The sequence below is a fragment of the Mycoplasma sp. 613B genome (assembly GCF_054343485.1).
In genome coordinates, this window is record NZ_JBTGVH010000002.1 from 24,158 (window position 1) to 42,730 (window position 18,573).

Sequence of the window (18,573 nt, forward strand, 5' to 3'; positions counted from 1 at the left end):
AGAATTTTACTTTTATTTGTAAAAATTATTCTTATAATGGAATATAATTTAAAATATGAAATTAATTATAGGTTTAGGAAATCCTGGTGTTGAATATGAAAATACAAAGCACAACGTGGGATTTTGAGTTTTAGATAAAATAGCTAATGAATTAGAATTAAAATTTGAAAGAAGCAAATTCAATGGTGTTTTTGCAAAAAAAGAAGATTATGTTTTAGCAAAACCATTTACTTACATGAATAAGTCAGGTGATTTTGTAAGAGAAATAATGTCTTTCTTTAAAATTCCTGCTGATGATATTCTTGTTATTTATGATGATATGGACTTTAAAATAGGTCAAGCAGCAATTAAAAATCACGGTTCTCACGCTGGGCATAATGGTATGAAAAACATTATTGAACAACTAGGTACTGATCAAATTAAAAGATTAAAAATAGGAATTGGTCGACCAGAAAATAAAAACACTAGAAATTACGTTTTAACCCCTTTTAGTCAAAATGAAAAAGAAATAATTGATAAAGTTGTTGAAGATGCCGCTCTTGCTTCAATTGAATTTATTTCAAACGATATAAGAATGGTTATTGAAAGGTTTAATGCTAAAAATAAAAAAGCAAAGAGTTCTCTTAGCAGTTAGTGGCGGACCAGATTCTATCTTTATGTTAAATAAATTTAAAAATAAAGATATTGTTGTGGCACACGTTAACTATAAAAAAAGAGAAACTAGTGATGAAGATCAAACAATAGTAGAGAATTTTTGTAAAAAATACAAAATTCCTTTTTTTGTTCTAACTGTTAGTTATGATAATTATGAAAAGATAGAAAATTTCCAAAATTTTGCCAGACAAATAAGATATGATTTTTTTAAAAAAATTTATAAAGAAAATAACTGTAATTTCCTTTATATTGCCCATAATAAAGATGATTTTTTTGAGACAATAATGCTTCAAAAAAATAAAAATAAAATAGTTAATTATTGAGGTATAAAAAAGAAAAGTCAACTCTTTGATATGCAAATTTATAGACCATTACTTTTTAAGTATTCAAAAAACAAAATTGAAAAAATATTAAAAAATAAAAACATAAATTTTGCCATTGACTATACAAATAACTTACCAATTTATGAAAGAAATAAAATTAGAATTGAGTTTAAAAATAAATCTTTTTATAAAAATCTAACAATTTTTTCTTACAAAATTAAAAACATTTTTTTATTATTTAAAGATAGAAAAAATAAAAAAATGTTGCAAAAATGAGAAAAAACAAATTTTGATATTGATTGATTAAAACAACAAACAGAAAAAAAGCAAAAAAATTTAATATATAACCTAATTCACCAAAAATTTTTAAATATAAATTTAACTGAAAATAAAATTAATTTAATTTTACAATTTCTCTTTTCTCAAAATAGGACATCTTCCTTTTTATTAAAAAAAGGTATTTTTCTTTATAAAGTAAAAAATCACATAATATTTAATGACTAAAAATCGCTTTTTTTATTTATTTTTTCCGTTTTTTTTAAATTTTTTTTAAAAAAATAAAAATTTCTATAAAAATTCTTGATTTTTACAAAAAATAGTTTATAATAATAAAGTATCTCGCGAGTGTAGTTTAATGGCAGAACTTCAGCCTTCCAAGCTGACTATGAGGGTTCGATTCCCTTCACTCGCTCCAATCATTAATTTGACCAAAAAAGCAAGCTATAAAGCTTGCTTTTAAAATGCTTTTTTGAATACTGAAAAGTTTATTTCACCTTCTGTAAAAAACAAATTTTCTCTTTCAAGAAAACTTCTAACAAAAACTTTTAATGTTCCTGTACCCCTTCCTACAATTATATTTAAACTGTCATATTGATTTGAATTATTAAATTCAAAAATGGCATTTGATAATACTATTTCTGCTTCTGATGTAGTTAATCCGTGCAAATCAATTGTTTTTTCATAACTTCAATTATTCATTTATTTTTGACATTCCTTACAGTAATAGGTTCCTCTACCATTTACTTTTATTTTTAAAATTTCATTTTGACAGATAGGGCAAGGTAATCCTTTTTTAGTGTGAACTTGTAAAAAGTTTTGGAAAGAACCTTTTTTCTTGTTTAATGATGTGTAAGAATTTATACTACTTCCGCCTAATTCAGTGGAGCGATCTAAAATATCTGTAGCTACTTCTAAAATTTCTTTAGCTTGTTTTTTGGAAATTAAATTACTAGGAGTTTCTGGATAAATTTTGGTTGCAAACAGCACTTCATCTACATAAATATTTCCTAATCCTAAAACAAGAGTTTGATCTAATAAAGAAGTTTTAATTGCTTTTTTTCTAGATTTTAATTTTTTATAAAATTCTTCTAAATTTGTTTGTGCAGGTATCTTTCCTAATTTAGCAAGTGGATTTGTTGTTAAATAATTTTGCTTTGTTCTTAAGTGAAAAGTTCCAAATGTTCTTGTATCATTGTAGTGTAAATTACTATTATCACTAAACTCAAAAAGAACATAATCATGTTTTAATCTTGTTTTTGCTGGTTCAAAATAATTATATTTTCCTTCCATTCTCAAATGACTTAAAATAATATTATCATTAGTTAAATGAAATACAAGAAATTTTCCTTCATTAGTTACTTCTACAATTGTTTGTCCAATTAAAGCTTCTTTAAACTTTTCTACGGAAATTTCCTTTATAAATGAATCTCTAAAAATATGAATATTCTCAATTTTTTTATTTTGAACATATTTATTTAATTCTTGTCTTACGACTCTAACTTCTGGTAATTCTGGCATAATATAAAAATTTTACACTTTTATTATAAATATTTCAAAAATATTATAAAAATGACTAAATATAAGAAAAAAATCGGTTTGTAACCGATTAATTTTCTGCTTCATATTCTTGTAATTTTAACTTCATTTCTTCTAAAATATTTCTTTTGAAAACTTTTTTCTCTAAGAAAATATTTAAATATAAAGAACCAATACAGAATCCTAAAAATAAGAAATAAACTAAAACAGGAACTCATTTATATATTAAATTTCCATTGTCTCTAAATAAACCTCATGAAGATTTAAAATCAGGGTTAAATAAATCTGAAAAAATTGTATATAAATAAACTACTTCTACAAAAGCAATACCTACAACAGAAATTACAGAAAATGTATAAAATAAATAACTATTTAATTTCTTAGTTTCTGTAATTTTATTTCTTTTTATTAAATATGAACCAATTACAAATCCATATATACCAAAAAAGAAAACTGTAGGATAATTTGTTGCTCCATCTATTCAACTATCCATTTTTAAAACCACTGAAGGTACTAAAATCAAGATAGCTCAAAAAGTTAAAATGATTGCATTGTATATTAATTCTGTTTTTTTAGCACCTATTTTTCTTTTTAGTGCATATGAACCAAAAAATAAATTTAAGTCAATTGCACTATATGTTTCACTAATAAATGCTAATGTTATTCCGTTTATTACTCCAAAAGTTGATATTAAAATAAAGAACACTACAGATGGAATAATATATTTAGATACAGTTTTTGGTAATGTATCTGCTAAAACTGTTCAAACAATACCGCTATTATGTAAAATGGATGACACAGCAATTAAAGTATATAAAATAACTATAAGAGTCATTCCAAATAAAATTACAAAAGGTAAATTTTTAGATGCATTTTTCATTTTGTTTCTTACAGAACCGGCAACTAAAAAAGCATCATAAGAAAAGAGAACTGCAGGAATTGCGACAATCATTCCTTTTAATCCAAAAGGTGCTTTCCCTTCAAAATCTAAAAACGCATTTACTCCACCTTCTGAATTATGAGTGTCAAAAAACGCAATTCCCACAACAACAGCAACTATTAAAGGAATAAATTTTGTAAATGTTACTACTGTTTGTATTATTCCGCTTGTTCTAATAGATAAATGATTTAAAGCTAAAAATAGAACAGAGAATAATAAACCTACTACAACAATTACTCAAAATGGAATTTTACCAAACTCCAAACTTGTTATTCCTGATAAGAAAAAGAAAAATATTTCTGATCCAAAAATACCTAAAACACTAGTTAATAACCCATAATAAAAAAGTGAATATAAAAATGATACTCCATACCCTGCTTTTACACCATAAATTTTATAAGCTCAACTAGATAAACCTGTTAATTTAGTTTTTCTGAAACTTCCTATTTCAGAAAAACTAAGAGCTGCACCAAGTGAAATAACTCCACCAATAATTCAACTCAATAATCAAGCTAATCCATTATTTCCGGTTGCTTTAGCTACTGATGCGTTTTTGAAGAATATTCCTATTCCCACAACAGAACCAATAAGCAACATCAATGAAACAAATAAGCCAATTTTTCTTACTGATTTTTCTTGCATAAAATCTCCTTATTATTTTTTATTATATAAAAGAGAAAAACTCCTACTTTTTTAAAAGTAAGAGTTTGTTTTATTCATTATTTTTAAAATAATTTTATTCTCTTACTTAAAAAAGGTATGAAAAAAAGCAATTGCATAAATTTCAATTGAGTTATTTCAGAACATAATAATTGAACTTGATTTGCTCATTTTCATACCCTTCCTAAGTTTATATAACAAATTTATTATATATTATTTTTGACTTTTTTATAAAAATATTATTTTGCTTTATATTTAGACACGATTTGAGCTAATTTTATCGATCAATGATTTAAGCCACCTTTAGTTTTTATTATATTATGCTCTTCTTTTAAAATTTCCACTATTTCATTTAAATGTAAATACGGGAATTTTACTCTTATTTCAAAAAAAATCACTTGATCATCAGTGAGTTGATCTACCAAATTATTTTCTTTTAAAAATAAATAATTTTTTATATCTCTTTGAGAAGCATTTACAAGTCTTTGTTGATTATGAAAGTCTAAATTAGCAAGTCTATTTGCGTTATTTTCAATATCTCTTTCATTTTTCAAATTGAAAAATTTTAAAAAACTAGTGTTTGCTCTAATTGCACTTAAAAAGTCCAAAATATTATTTACTTTCTTTTCATAAATAAAAAATTTATTTTTTCTTTTTTTAGAAATAAAATTAAATTCATAGTTATTTAATTTTTCAATCATTAAATTACCTATTTTCTCTTCAAAATAACTTATTTCAAGATGATAAGAAGTAGAATCTATGCCAGAAATAGTACCACCACCCAAAAATGTTCCTGCAAAAAAGAAAGCTGGTTCATTAATAACTAATTCTAAATCAATATCTTTTTTTAAAATGATTATTCAGTTTTTATTTTTAATTGAACGATAAAATTTAATCTTAAATTTATCTAATTTTTCCTTTATTTTCATAGAAATATCTGCTCTATTAATTTTTATAACAACTTCTAAATCATTATTATTAAATTGACAATTTGTAAAGATTAAACCTTTTAAGAAGCTTTTAAATTGCTTTTCTTTCATCTTGTTTTCAATTAATTCCATTTTTATTTCATGAGTAAATGACATAAAACCTCCTTTATATCTATAAAAAAGCAAAAAAAAAGCAGCAACTCCCTATTTTCCCATCTCTGGTATCTTCGGCGTAAAAGGTCTTAACTACTGAGTTCGGAATGGTATCAGGTGATCCCCTTTGCTATGGTCGCTTGTATATATATTACCACAATTTTAAAAATAGTCAATAATTTTTTTATTTTTTTTACTTGTATAAGCAAACTATTTGTTTAAATCTGGTTTTCCTTGTTTAATAAATTTAAATAGATTTTCTCTTCATTTAATATTGTGCTTGTTAGCTTCAGTATTATAATAAATCATTTTCATTAAATCGTTGTTATGAATTGATTTGGCTGAATCACCAAAAAATGATGAATATCTATTTCCAAATATTGAAGTTATTAATGTCTGTTGCTCTTTTGACTTTCCTGCTAAGGAATTATATATACTTTTTTCTATATTGAATGGTGAAGAAGAATAGTAAATAATATAGTGAAAAGAACTTTCTCTTGCATAAGTTTCATATGCATATCATAAAATTAATCCTGAAAATCTATATAGAAATTTTCTATATGGATTGTCCAATTCATTAACATTTGGATGAGTCTTTTTAAACTCTTTATATTTTTCAAATGCTTTTGTTGAAATTAAAGTAATTTTTGAAACTAAAGAATCACCGCTTAATTTAGTAATATCACTTATACTTAAACTTGTTCTTTTTTTTGTGTCAGGATCATTATTTATATTATTTAAATAATAAAAGAATAGATTCTTTTCTTTTGTTAAGTTTTCGGTGTTGCTAAATGGAGAATTTTCTATTATTACATTGAAAAAGTTAACAAAATTTTCTATTGAAATATCGCCAGTTTCTATTAATTTAAAAAAATCTGCTAATTTAGTTAAATCACCAGTTAGTGAATTGAAATCCAAAATACTAATTACTTTTTCAAAAGAAAAGTTATTAAAACTCAACTCTCCTTTAACAAAAGAATCTATTAATTTATCAATATTTTGTAAAACTAAATCAATTTTATCGACAGAACCTATTAAATCAGTTATAAAAGGTAAAATATTTTCCTTGTTTTCTTGAGGATTTTCTAAATTTAGTTTTTGTTCTATAGTATTAGATATAACATTTAAAATGGTTTCATTGTTTTTTAAGGATTTAATAAAATTTATTAAATTGGTTTTGAATTCTTCTTTATGGTTTTCTAAATAAACTACAAATAAAGAATTAAAATCATTAATTGAATCATAATGATTTTCATTTATAATAAAATCATTTAATATATCTGAAATTACTTTAATAAAGGATTTTTCCTTTGTTAAAGTTAAAATTGTTGCTTTATTTTCTTTTAAATTTACTAAGTTTAACTTGTCCAGATTTTCTAAAATAAAGGTTGTTGCAAAATTAGTTAATGCAGTTAATTTATTCTTATTTTTTATAGCAAAATCAGATTTTAAAAATTGTTTTAAAATTCTTAAAATAAATTTTTGATCTTTAAATATTGTTTTTAATTCTTCTAATAACAATTTAGAAGTTATTATTTGTGTACCTTCTATGCCATTTAAATCTAAATCATTTTCATCAAAATATTTTTGTAGTTTTAAAATTACAACATCTATAAAATCGGTTCTTAAAAACTCTTCCATTAATTTAAATATAAATGTTTTATTTTCTTCTGTTTTTTCATTAAAAAGTTCTACAATTTCATCATTTATTCCGTATTTTTCCTTTATTTTAGAAATAAACGAATTTATTATTTGATTAGTTAAATGGTGATTTGCATTAATTCAATTTAAGACTATTCTTTTCATTGAAAAGAGTTTGCTTTTTTCTTTATTTAATTCTGTTTGATAATTTGATTTTTCTAAAATCTCATCATTAAATAGTTTGGAATTTGAAATTATTTTAACTATCTCTTCGTTATTTTTTGAAAAATCAAAAATTTTATGAAAAGCATTTTTATCTTTATCTATATAGTTTTCATCTCAATTCTTAACTAAACTATAGTTTTTATCTATGTCATTTAGAGATAATTTTAAAATAATATCTTGAGCCATTTTTTTATATCCTAATTCTGTTGGATGAATATCAAAAATAGATTTTGCTCATTTATCATTATTAGATTTTCAATCATCTTCATCAAAAGTTTCAATATAATTAATTTTAGTTTCAATTGCTACTTTTTTAGAGACTGCATTAATGGAATCTAAAATTTGGTTACTTAAATTAACTTTTTCCTGTGCTATTGAACTAAAAAAATGATCAATTATATTTAATAGTCTCAATAAAGGCATTGGATAACCAACAAGTACAATTTCTGTTTTACTGTTTATTTCCTTTATTTTAGAGACTAATTTATTTAAATTTACATAATTTTCTTTAGAAATTCTTTCTAAATCTTGTTTTAAATTAAAAATTGCTTCTTTTTGAGTTTCTTTATTAAATAACTTTTCTAAGTTATTAAAATTTAAAGAACCAAATAAATCATTAGCCCCTAAACTTATTGTTATAAGATTAGATTCCTTTATTTTATTTTTTAAATTTTCTAAATTTTCTTTTTGAAAATCACCAAAAGCCTCTTTTATTCTATGTCTAAATGGATTTAGAGAGTCATCATCTCAAGATAAAAGAAATTGAAAATAACCTTTTTCTGCTTTAAGATTATAGTTTGCATTAGGTGCATCTAGTAAATATAATCAATCTACTATTCTTGTACCTGATAAAGCATAGTTATTAAACTGGTGTATTGCATTTGGTTTTAATTTGTTTATATAATTTGCTAAAAAAGCAGGAAAACTTAATCCTTCAATTTGATTATTTTTTAAATCTCCTGCAATTTCAAAACCGTATTCACTATTGAAACCGGCACTAATGGAATCTCCAATAGCTAAATAATTAATATTGTCTTTTAATAAATCTTTTTGATCATTATTAGTAATCTTAGTTTTTTGTGAGTTATTACTATTATCAGATTTATTTAAGTTTTGTTGAACATATAAAACGCTCGGGATTGTTATAACTGCTACAGATAATGTCAACCCTGTAGAAGCTCCTAATATGATTTTTGTTTTCTTTTTCATATTACCTCCTTGAGTTGCAAAAATAATACCATAAGAAAAAAATAAAATTAAAAAAATAAAGAAAATGTATAAAAATCTTATACATTTTTATCTATAAATAGCTTTAATTGAATTTTTTTAACTTTATTGCGTTTCTGTAATTTTTTGCAGTTTTGTCTACTTTTTCCTGTATTTTAGAAAGAAAAAGAAATAAGTATTCACTTACATTTATTTGATTATCTTTATAATCTACTAAGTATTTTGTTCTATGATGTTCATCTTTTTTAAGACCAAAAACTTGTATAGATAAAGAGTTTTTAAATAGAATTTTATCTATTGCTGAAATTTGATTTTGGAAACCATCAACTAAAATTAAATCTAGTTCTAAATGAGAAAATTTTTCTAAATATTTTTGAAAACCTTGTTTCATAAAATCGACATCAGAGTTTGATTTACTATTTTTATGAACATAGAAAAAGTTTAGATCTTCAATGTTTTCAGTCTTATTATAATAAAGAATAGAAGTGACTGGAACTTTATCTAATTCAAAAGAATTATCAATAATAATAAAATTTTCTAATTTTTGTAATTGTAATTTCTCTTTTAATTCTAAAATAATAAAATCTTGATTTTGATTTTTAATTTCATCGATTTTAGATATTCTATTTTTATTGTGAGATTCTGCATTTTCACAAGCTAATTTAAATTGTCCTTTTTTTGCTATTTGGATTTTTTTATCCAAATTAATTAAATTAAAATCTATATTTGAAAAATTAGCACCTAAAACTATTTTTTTAGGAATTATATTTTCTTTATAATACTCATTAATAAAATTTGCTATAAAAAGGTTTTTATCTGTATTTTTGTCAAATTTATCATCTATAATGCTTAACAAAGATCCTGCACGATAAATAAAAATTGTAGTAAAAAAGAATTTTTCAGTTTCTTGAATATCAAAAATATCAACATCGTATTCGATATTTAATTCTATAGTCTGTTTCTCATTAAGATTTTTCTCTAATTTATCTATAAATTTTTTAATTTCTAAAGCTAATTCTAACTTTACATCATCAAACTTATAAATTTCATATTTCTCTTTTAATTCCTTTATAAAAAAGGACATTTTGTTTGATAATAACTTTTTTATTTGAAAAAAAGTAGAGTTTAGAGATTCTTCATTTCATTGATCTTCTTTTATTTTAAGTCCATCTTTATATAAAAACATTTTTTCAATTAGATTTTGAATTTCTCTAAAACCGTAACTAGGTGGAAGTGGTCCAAAGTGATATAAATTCTTTCCTTCTTTAAAGTTATTTTCTCTTAAAATAGAGATTTTTTTATCTTTTTTAACTACTAAATAAGGATATTTTTTATTATTTTTTAAAAGAATATTATATTTTGGTTTTTTTTCATTAATTAATCTGGTTTCTAAAATTAAAGAATCTTTTTCGCTATTAGTTTCAATGATTTCAAAATCCCTGATTTCTTCTACCATTTTATAAGTATAACGAGAATTGATGCTACCTTTAAAGTATTGCATCATTCTGTTTCTCAAATTCTTAGCTTTACCTATATATATGATTTCATTTTTTTCATTTTTTCACAAATAAACTCCAGGTTTAGTTGTAACTTTTTTTACTTTTGTTAACACTTTTCTCCTTTACAATCAAGGTTCAAAAACAATAAATGCAGTTATTATAGAAATTAAAATTAATAAAAATACGGGTTTTTTCTTTATATTTCACACTATAGAAATAATTATAAAAAATATAGAATAAATTATTAATGCTATAAACCTTCATCCACTAAAAAACGAACTTTTTTCTGTTGATTTTACACCAAAATATCTTAAATTAGTATCATTAAAATAAATATTTGGAAATGTAATGCTTATAAATAATTGAATAGCAAGAGCAAATAAAATTCCTGCTAAAACTGGATTTAAATATTTTATAACTTTAGATAAATATTTATTTTTTTCTGTATTTTTTATTAATTTTACAGATAAAATCATTAAAAATATAGAAGGAAGACAAAAAATTAAATATGTAAAAAAACTTATTATTCATCCTCATCATTGTCCGTTTGAAACTAAAATACCAGTAAATGCTGCAAATTTGGTAGAAACTACACCGGGAGTAGAATTAGAAATGGTTATAACTGTATCAATTTGATCTTTTGTAATTTCTAGATTGAATGTATTTGATAAAAAATTTCAAAAATTTTCAAAAATAGGTATGAAAACTTGACCACCACCAAAAACAATTAAACCTATTATTAGTACTCCTAAAAAACAAGCTAAAATAGCTAAAATCATTATTTTTTCCCCTTTTTAACTCTAATAAATTCAACTATAAATACTATAAAAATAACTAATACTAAAGGAATTGCTGGTATATTAAAAGGACTTGGAGCAAACAAACAAAATGATAATGTTAGTATAAAAAGTGGAATTCAAATTGGTAAGCTTAATGTTTTAAAACTTGTTTTTAAATATCTATAAGCAAATGCTATTATTGTTCCAATTAATACAGGAATAACTGCTGCATTAATTACATATAAATATTTATTAGGTAAAAATGTTGTTAAAAAATAAAGAAGCATTGCCATAATAACGTGTGGCATTATTGCTAAAAGTGTAACTATCATTCCTTTTATTTTACCTAGTTTTACTATGGAAATATAAGATAACATTTCTATAACCGCTGGCCCAGGAATTAAATTAACAGCAACAATTCCATCATTAAATTCTTTTTCAGTTATTCATCCATATTGATCAACTGCATATTTTTTTATTATTGGCATTAGTGCATTTCCGCCACCAAAACCAATAAAAGTACATTTAATAATAAATAAAAAAACTTTTCAAAATTCCTTACTTTTCATAACATAAATTTTACATTTTTTTAAATCTCTGTTATATTTTTTTTAAAAAAAATACTTTTATAAAGGATTTATAGGTATAAAAGGATTTTTTACAAAAATTTCAAAATAAAAGCATAGTATAAAACTATGCTAAAATTGCGTTTATTTTTCCTTCAAATTTAGAAACAGATTCTATTTTTATATTTACAAAATCACCAACTTTATATGTTATTTTTTGATTAGATAAAAATAACTCATTTTCATCAACTTCAAATCCTTCCCCAGGTAAAGCGGAAACGTGAACTAATGCACTTGCTCCAGTTTCTAATTCAACAAAAAAACCAAATTTTTTAACTGAAACTATTTGTGCTTTAAATTCTTTATTATTGATTTTGTCTTCATAAAATTCTGCCATTTTTATTCCAAGAACTTCTCTTTCTAAAGAAATAGCGCTTTGTTCACTTAAAGAATTTTTTAAAGAAATTTCTTGTAATTCATTTTTGTATGCTTCGATTTTTTCTGTATTTTTTAAAAATACTAGTTCTCTAAGTAATCTATGAACTATCAAATCTGGGTATCTACGAATAGGACTTGTGAAGTGTGTATAATATTCTGAAGCAAGTCCGAAATGACCAACATTTTTTTCTGAATAAATTGCTTTTTGCATAGTTCTTAATAAATTAATTTTTATAAAGTTATCAAAATTAATTTTTTTAATTTTTTCCATTGCTTTGGCAAATTCCTTCGGTTCTTCTGTTAAAGGAATAGTTACATTTATATTTAATAGTTTTAAAACATGGTTAAAAGCATTTATTTTTTCAACATCTGGTGCTGGATGGATTCTATAAATAAAAGGAAAATTCTTTTTAGTCATAAATTCTGCAACATTTTCGTTAGCTCTTACCATGAAATCTTCTATCATGTTTTCACTTTCATTTCTTTCTCTAACTACTATATCAACAGTTTTTCCATTTTTATCTAAAACTACTTTTGATTCTTCGAATTCAAAATCTATAAATCCTTGTTTTACCTTATATTTTCGAATAATTTCTGTTAAATTTTTAGCATTAGTTAATAACTCAGAAATGTTTTTATCAAATTCTTTGTTTTTATTATAAAAATCATTAACTTCTTTGTATGTTAGTCTTTTGTAAGAGTTAATTATGGATGGATAAAATTTCATTCATACATTATTTCCTTTGGAATCAATTTCACATTCCATTGTAATAGTGAATCTATCAACATTAGGATTTAAAGAACAAATACCGTTAGAAAGTTCAAAAGGCAACATTGGAATAACTCTGTCTGCTAAATAAATAGATGTTCCTCTTTTTCTTGCTTCTAAATCTATTGTTTCATTTTCTTTAACATAATAACTTACATCAGCTATATGAACTCCTAAAATATAGTTTCCATTTTCAAGTTTTTTTACACTAATAGCATCATCAAAATCTTTAGTATCATCACCATCAATTGTCACTATTATTTCTTTTCTTAAATCAATTCTGTCACTTATATCTTCATTATAAATTGTTTGTGGTAAAAGTTTAGCAGCTAATAAAACATCTTCAGGAAAAATATGTGGTATTTCGCTTTTTTCTATACTTAACTCAATATCTTGAAAAGGTTTATTTAAATCACCATAGTTTTTAATCAAGTCAATAACTAAATTATTACCTTGTATATCTACTATTTTTACTTTTACTAAATCATTTTCACTAAAAGCGTATTTATTTTTTCATCTAAATCTTGCTTTTAAACGTGGATCTAAAGAAATAAAATCAAAAAAGGAACCATTTTTTTTAATGTAACCATAGTGAAAACTTTTTGATCTTTCAACCACTTTGTTAATTGCACATCATATTTCCCCATCTTTTTCTTCAAAACATGTTGCTTCAACCAAATCCTTGTCCAAAGAGTTGCAAGTATAAACTTTTGGAACAAAGAAATCTTCGGTTTCTGAAACTTTTATAAAGCCAAAACCTTTTGAATTTAAAGAAAATTCTCCTACAATTTTTTTAAATTCATGTTTATAAGAGTATTTTTGATCCTTACAAAACAAATGATTATTTTGCACTGATTTATTTAAAAAAATAGAAAATTCCTTATTTAATTTTCTATCTATTTGCATTTTTTTTACTAATTCTAAAAAAGTTAAAGATTTATTTGTTACTAATGATTGTATTGCTTTTAAATTAAATGTTTTCATTTTTAAAACAACCTAATGACTAAAGAAACTAAAAGTAAAACAAAACCCATTGAAAACATTGTTCATTTTAGTACTTTTTTAAGTCCTCTTTCTTTTGAAACTTTAAATAAATCTAAATCTGAAGAACCAACAAGTGCTCCTGAAAAACCATTAGAGTTAGGAGACATTAAAAGAGAAACTATCATTATAACTAATGAAATTATTACTAAAATTACTGTTAATGCTATTTTCATATTTCTCCTTTTCTTTTAATTTATTATAAATTATAAACAATTTATATTATAAAACTATTAAAAAGTTTAAAAAACTATTTTTAATTAAGAAGAATTTATGAATTTCTCTATTAAAAGCAACTGTTACAAAAATTTTTTTGTTTTTTAGTTAATATTTTTTTGTTACTTTATTAGTATTTATTAAATATTAAAAGGATTAAATCAAATATTCGCTATTTCTATTCATAAAACAATATAGAAATGTAAGCTTTAATGATTTCTTTTGTTCTTTTTTCTCTTTGATTTAATAATTCTAAAAATTCATCTTTACTTGAAATTTTATCAATGTCTAAATTATCTAATTTTGAAATTTGAATTTTATTATTAGTTCATTTTATAGAATTTGATGTTTTCATTTGTTCAAAATCAAGTAGATAAAAATCTGTATTTTGAAAACCTTCAATAGTTTTGTTTTCAATGTTGCTTTCTTTATAGTTTTTCGTTGTTTTATTACTAAATTTAGAGTTATCTTTTCCTAACAATAAAAACCCATTACCAATTAAATTAGTTATTCTCTCTATTTGTTCTCTGTTTATTCCTAATTCAAGTAAGTTTTTCAATGTACTTTGATCTAATTTTTGTGGAAAATTATGTTCATATGTATAAGGAATAAAATCGATACTTTGATATTTTTCTTCTTGTGATTTAAAACCTGTAAAACTCTTTGGAGTTTTTGAATTTTGTAAGCTGTAAATAACTTTTGCAATAATGTTTTTGTATAGTTTGTTATCGCTTTTACTATTTTGTTTTTCATATAAATATTTTCATAATTCATTGATTTTTTCAACAAGTGATAATTTTGTTAAATCAACTATTATTCTTTCTAAAAGTTCATAAAGTTTTGATTCATTTATTAAATTAAAATCTGAATTTAATAAATCATTTTTACAAATTAATTTTATGGAACTAGAAAGCGATTGTCCAGCAAATCTTATTTCTCATAAAGCTGAAAATTTTTCTATTTCAGCTAAATATTTACTAAAAATAACCATTTTTTCTGTATTTTCTTCATTTTCAAATAATTGCAAGTTATATGCTAATGATCAAATTAATTGAGTAAAAATAGTTTTAGAACCAGAATTAGAAATATTATTAATTTGAAAATTAACTTGTTTGTAGTCATAAATTTTTTGCTCATACTCTGTTAAAATGGCATTAAAATTATTTAAATATTTATTATTTTCTTTAATTTCACTATCACTTAATAAAGTAGAGAATTTATTAAAATGTCCAGTAGAACAATATTCAAATTCAATTATATCTTTTCATAGTAATTCCAATTTATCTTCAAATTCAAAATTACTATTATAATATTCAAATAAATTTTCAAATTTATTATAACAATTTGCTATTTCGTCATAAAATTTTTTGTTTGTTCTTTCCAATTCTTCAAATAATCTATATTTTATAAAAACTGCATCTAAAAAATTTGAAATTTTTTTGAGATCTTCATTTCAAACGTTTTTCTGTTTTCGTCTAAAATAAATATTAACAGTTAAATTATATAATTTTATCTTATTCTCTTTTTCATCACGATATATATCAAAAACTTTATTTCTTAGTAAATCAAGCACTCCTAATTTTTTGCTATATTGATTTAAATTTTGAAAAATTTTAGTTACAAAATCATCATCCATAACTTTTATATATGTAGTAATTAAGAATGTTTTATTTAAAATATAATCAATGAAATCTAAAAGAAAATCCTCGTCTTTTTTATCAAATTTCTTAACAATAAGGTTTATTATTTCAAAAGAGTTTTCGTAAAATCTATCCTTTTGTAATTGAGCATCTTTTTTTATAGAATTAAAAATATTTTGCAGACTTAAATAATTACTATCATCTTTTGCAAACTCAGTAATCATTTCTTTTATTTTAGGAATTAAGTGTATTAATTTTTCTTGAGCATTTTCAAAAAATTTATTTTTAGAAAATTTATATAATAAAATAATAATTATTATTAAAGACACCATTCTTTGTTGACCATCTACAATAGAGTTTGTTGTTGCATTTTGAACAATAATTATATTATTTAGAAAACTGAAATCATTTTTTCTTTGCTTAGTATTAATAAAATCATTATAAATAGATTCAAAAAGTCCAATTATAATATTAGAATCTCAAGAATAAGTTCTTTGATATAAAGGTAAAATATATTTTAATTCTTGCGAAGTAAAAATATCTTTAACACTTGTTTTAATGACTTCAAATTCACTTTTGGTTGAATAATTAGAAATTTTTTTAATTGCTTCATCTAAAGAGTTGTCTTCATATCTTACAATATTTTTTTCATAATTATCTATAACTTCATATAAAATAGATAAATAATCTTCTATCCCCGTTATGTTTTTTATGTCAGAAATTATTTTTTCCATATCATCATTATCGATTTCTTTATATAAAAATTCTAATACAAAGTCTTCATAAAATCGTTTTTCATTACCAACTTTTACTAAAGTGTTAAATATGCCTTTAAGTCTATCGTTAAATAATGTTTCATCTGAAACTACTAAAACATTTCATCAAAATTTTGTTTCAATAGAAGAATTCGAAATTTCCTTTTCTTCCTTAATGTCTCTTAATTTATCTATAACAAATTTTTTTATATAATTAGCAAAATTAGATTTTACAAATTTTTTAAGAGCATAGAAATTGTTTGATTCAGTCTTTCTTACATCTATTAATTCTTTATTAATTTTGTAATTATCTCCTATCGGTTCTATAATCCCAAGAGAAGATAAAACATCTAAAATTTGTCTAATTGTAGAGTCTGATTTAGACTTTTTGTCTTTATAAAAGGGGAATTGTGTGTTATTTTTAAATTCAGCTAAAACTTCTTTTTTATCAATTGTTAAAATGATTTCTTCATTTTCATCAACTTCATTAAGTCACTGAAGTACTGTGAAACTTAAATAAGAATAAATATTAGTTCCAATTGTTCAAGTAATAAAATTATTTTCTTTCATTCTGTCTTTTCATCATTTTATGTTTTTATTCATTATCTTGTCCTTTTTCAATGATTTTTATTACCTTAAATAAATTCTCTATTGCTTCTACTACAATAGAATTTCCTGCTTGCCTATAAAGACTTTCTTTTGTGAGAATATTTTTTTCATAGTATGGTTTTAATTTATTAAAATCTTGATCACTAAAACCCATTAATTTATAAGCTTCTCTTGGTGTTATATAACGATAATCTAATTTATGCTCTAAATTGTTTTTATGTTCAATAATTCCAACACAAGGTATTCTGTCTTGAACGGTTGTCAAGGTATTAATAATATAATTTTCACTTTTATTAATAATCTTTTGTGTTTTGACCATTTTTATTCTAGATTTTGTATTATTCATTAAAACATCTAGGTTTTCGCTGTAATTTAAGTCAAAATTAAAGATTTTTTCAAAAACTTTTTTTCTTTGATTTAGGCTTAATTTATTTTTAAATGCAATATTATCTACAAATTCTTTAAAACTTTTATCATCATTAAATGGTGTTTTTATTTCTTTTTTAACACTTAAAGCAAAAACTCTTTCTCTTTTTTGAATAGAACCAGCATTTATGCTGTTAATAGTGGTTGTAAAAGTTTTATAACCAAAATCTTCTAAAACAGAAAGCCATTTTTCATATTCAGGTTTGAATTTTTTACTTAATAGATTTGTTACATTTTCCATTAATAAGTATTTTGGTTTTTTACTTGCTCCTTTTAAAATTCTGTATATTTCTCAAATTAAACTAGAAGTTGATTTATCATCATTAATTCCTTTTGATCTTCCCATATTTGCTATTGATAAACCTTGACAAGGGAAAGAATAAGTTATAAGTTCTATATCTTTTTCTTGAATAATTTTTGGATCTAATTTAGTTATATCAACATTATTGTTTGATAAAATAATCGAAGCAGCTAACAGTTGCTTAAATTCATAGTCTTTAGAAATTATCTTTGCTGGTTTTTTAGAATCTAAAGAAATTGTAAAATTTAATAAAAATTTGTTTATTTCTTCTTCTGAAGTTAAATTATTGTTTTTCAAAATTTTTTTTAATTTTTTATCTAAAGAATTATGAATTAAACCATAAGCAATATTTGCTCTTGCATCTCACTCCACTGTTGAAACAATCTCAAAAATCTTTTTTTCTTTGTTTATTTTTGTTATAGCTTTATGTTGTGCACCAATACCTGCAAATGTTTCAAGAACATTTATTATTTTTTTAGAAGACAAAATCTACCTTAAAATTTTTTATTAAGATTTTTTTATTAAAAACTGATATAGCAAGTATTGTATTTTTGTATATTGAAATATTTTGTAAAAATTTTGCTTTTGGCAATGTTAATAAATAGATACAAAATTTATCTATTAGTTTACTAATTAAATTTCTGTATTTTTCTTTTAATTTACCCATTAAATTAGAAAAAATTGATAAATCTTCTAATTTTTCTTTCTTCTGCATAATTCAATTTTACAAAAAAAAAAAAAAAACAAATCTTTTGGTAAAAAAGACTTGTTTTGTTAGTTTTTCTTTAACTAAAACAGGAAATGATGTCCAAAAATTAAAAGTAAAATTAATCCTATAATCACAGCACCTACTGCTAAAGAAAATAGAAATTTAGCTAGTTTAATTAATCAAACTAATCCAGCTAATCCTAATATTAAAATTATAATAACAATTATTCCGCTCATTTTTTTTATCCTATAATTTAAT

At 22.5% G+C, this 18,573-nt stretch carries 16 protein-coding genes, 1 tRNA gene and 1 rRNA gene; 3 read left to right on the plus strand and 15 right to left on the minus strand.

The window, feature by feature from the left end:
* Positions 1-55 precede the first annotated feature (55 nt).
* From pth to ACXX87_RS00450, 3 genes are all read left to right on the plus strand, one after another.
* Entirely contained in the window at positions 56-634 is a 579-nt protein-coding gene (gene pth / locus ACXX87_RS00440) for an aminoacyl-tRNA hydrolase (RefSeq protein ID WP_458560382.1), read from the plus strand.
* Positions 594-1,481 (plus strand): tRNA lysidine(34) synthetase TilS, encoded by an 888-nt coding sequence (gene tilS / locus ACXX87_RS00445; protein ID WP_458560383.1) that lies wholly within the window; start codon positions 594-596, stop codon positions 1,479-1,481. The genes pth and tilS overlap by 41 nt, the downstream gene beginning before the upstream one ends.
* Before the next feature lie 116 nt (positions 1,482-1,597).
* A tRNA-Gly gene (locus tag ACXX87_RS00450) sits at positions 1,598-1,671 on the plus strand.
* Positions 1,672-1,712: 41 nt separating this feature from the next.
* On the opposite strand, the gene ACXX87_RS00455 is transcribed toward ACXX87_RS00450, so the two are convergent.
* From ACXX87_RS00455 to ACXX87_RS00525, 15 genes are all read right to left on the minus strand, one after another.
* Complete coding sequence (locus tag ACXX87_RS00455; RefSeq protein ID WP_458560384.1) at positions 1,713-1,955, minus strand: Smr/MutS family protein; 243 nt, start codon at positions 1,953-1,955, stop codon at positions 1,713-1,715.
* Complete coding sequence (mutM, locus tag ACXX87_RS00460; RefSeq protein ID WP_458573071.1) at positions 1,956-2,774, minus strand: DNA-formamidopyrimidine glycosylase; 819 nt, start codon at positions 2,772-2,774, stop codon at positions 1,956-1,958. It lies immediately after the preceding gene.
* Positions 2,775-2,862: 88 nt separating this feature from the next.
* Positions 2,863-4,374, minus strand: coding sequence for an APC family permease (locus ACXX87_RS00465; protein WP_458560386.1), 1,512 nt, complete (start codon positions 4,372-4,374; stop codon positions 2,863-2,865).
* A gap of 257 nt (positions 4,375-4,631) precedes the next feature.
* On the minus strand, positions 4,632-5,477 hold the full coding sequence (gene whiA / locus ACXX87_RS00470; RefSeq protein ID WP_436358669.1) for a DNA-binding protein WhiA: 846 nt from the start codon (positions 5,475-5,477) through the stop codon (positions 4,632-4,634).
* Positions 5,478-5,512: 35 nt separating this feature from the next.
* Positions 5,513-5,618: ribosomal RNA gene (rrf, locus tag ACXX87_RS00475) — 5S ribosomal RNA — on the minus strand.
* Positions 5,619-5,684: 66 nt separating this feature from the next.
* Positions 5,685-8,549, minus strand: coding sequence for an SGNH/GDSL hydrolase family protein (locus ACXX87_RS00480; RefSeq protein ID WP_458557638.1), 2,865 nt, complete (start codon positions 8,547-8,549; stop codon positions 5,685-5,687).
* 103 nt (positions 8,550-8,652) lie between these two features.
* Positions 8,653-10,179, minus strand: a complete 1,527-nt coding sequence (locus ACXX87_RS00485; RefSeq protein WP_458559391.1) for a GIY-YIG nuclease family protein — start codon at positions 10,177-10,179, stop codon at positions 8,653-8,655.
* Positions 10,180-10,188: 9 nt separating this feature from the next.
* Positions 10,189-10,845, minus strand: a complete 657-nt coding sequence (locus ACXX87_RS00490; RefSeq protein WP_436358672.1) for a chromate transporter — start codon at positions 10,843-10,845, stop codon at positions 10,189-10,191.
* Entirely contained in the window at positions 10,845-11,414 is a 570-nt protein-coding gene (locus ACXX87_RS00495) for a chromate transporter (protein WP_436358673.1), read from the minus strand. The genes ACXX87_RS00490 and ACXX87_RS00495 overlap by 1 nt, the downstream gene beginning before the upstream one ends.
* 124 nt (positions 11,415-11,538) lie before the next feature.
* Complete coding sequence (gene rnr / locus ACXX87_RS00500; RefSeq protein ID WP_458573072.1) at positions 11,539-13,602, minus strand: ribonuclease R; 2,064 nt, start codon at positions 13,600-13,602, stop codon at positions 11,539-11,541.
* A 2-nt stretch (positions 13,603-13,604) separates the two neighbouring features.
* Complete coding sequence (gene secG / locus ACXX87_RS00505) at positions 13,605-13,835, minus strand: preprotein translocase subunit SecG (protein ID WP_436358675.1); 231 nt, start codon at positions 13,833-13,835, stop codon at positions 13,605-13,607.
* Between the two features lie 218 nt (positions 13,836-14,053).
* Positions 14,054-16,873 (minus strand): DUF262 domain-containing protein, encoded by a 2,820-nt coding sequence (locus tag ACXX87_RS00510; RefSeq protein ID WP_458573073.1) that lies wholly within the window; start codon positions 16,871-16,873, stop codon positions 14,054-14,056.
* Complete coding sequence (dcm, locus tag ACXX87_RS00515; RefSeq protein WP_436358677.1) at positions 16,866-18,092, minus strand: DNA (cytosine-5-)-methyltransferase; 1,227 nt, start codon at positions 18,090-18,092, stop codon at positions 16,866-16,868. The genes ACXX87_RS00510 and dcm overlap by 8 nt, the downstream gene beginning before the upstream one ends.
* Positions 18,082-18,321, minus strand: a complete 240-nt coding sequence (locus ACXX87_RS00520; protein ID WP_436358678.1) for a hypothetical protein — start codon at positions 18,319-18,321, stop codon at positions 18,082-18,084. Before ACXX87_RS00520 ends, dcm begins: the two co-directional genes overlap by 11 nt.
* 74 nt (positions 18,322-18,395) lie before the next feature.
* A complete protein-coding gene (locus tag ACXX87_RS00525) occupies positions 18,396-18,551 on the minus strand; it encodes a hypothetical protein (protein WP_436358679.1) in 156 nt (51 codons plus the stop codon).
* Positions 18,552-18,573: the final 22 nt, after the last annotated feature.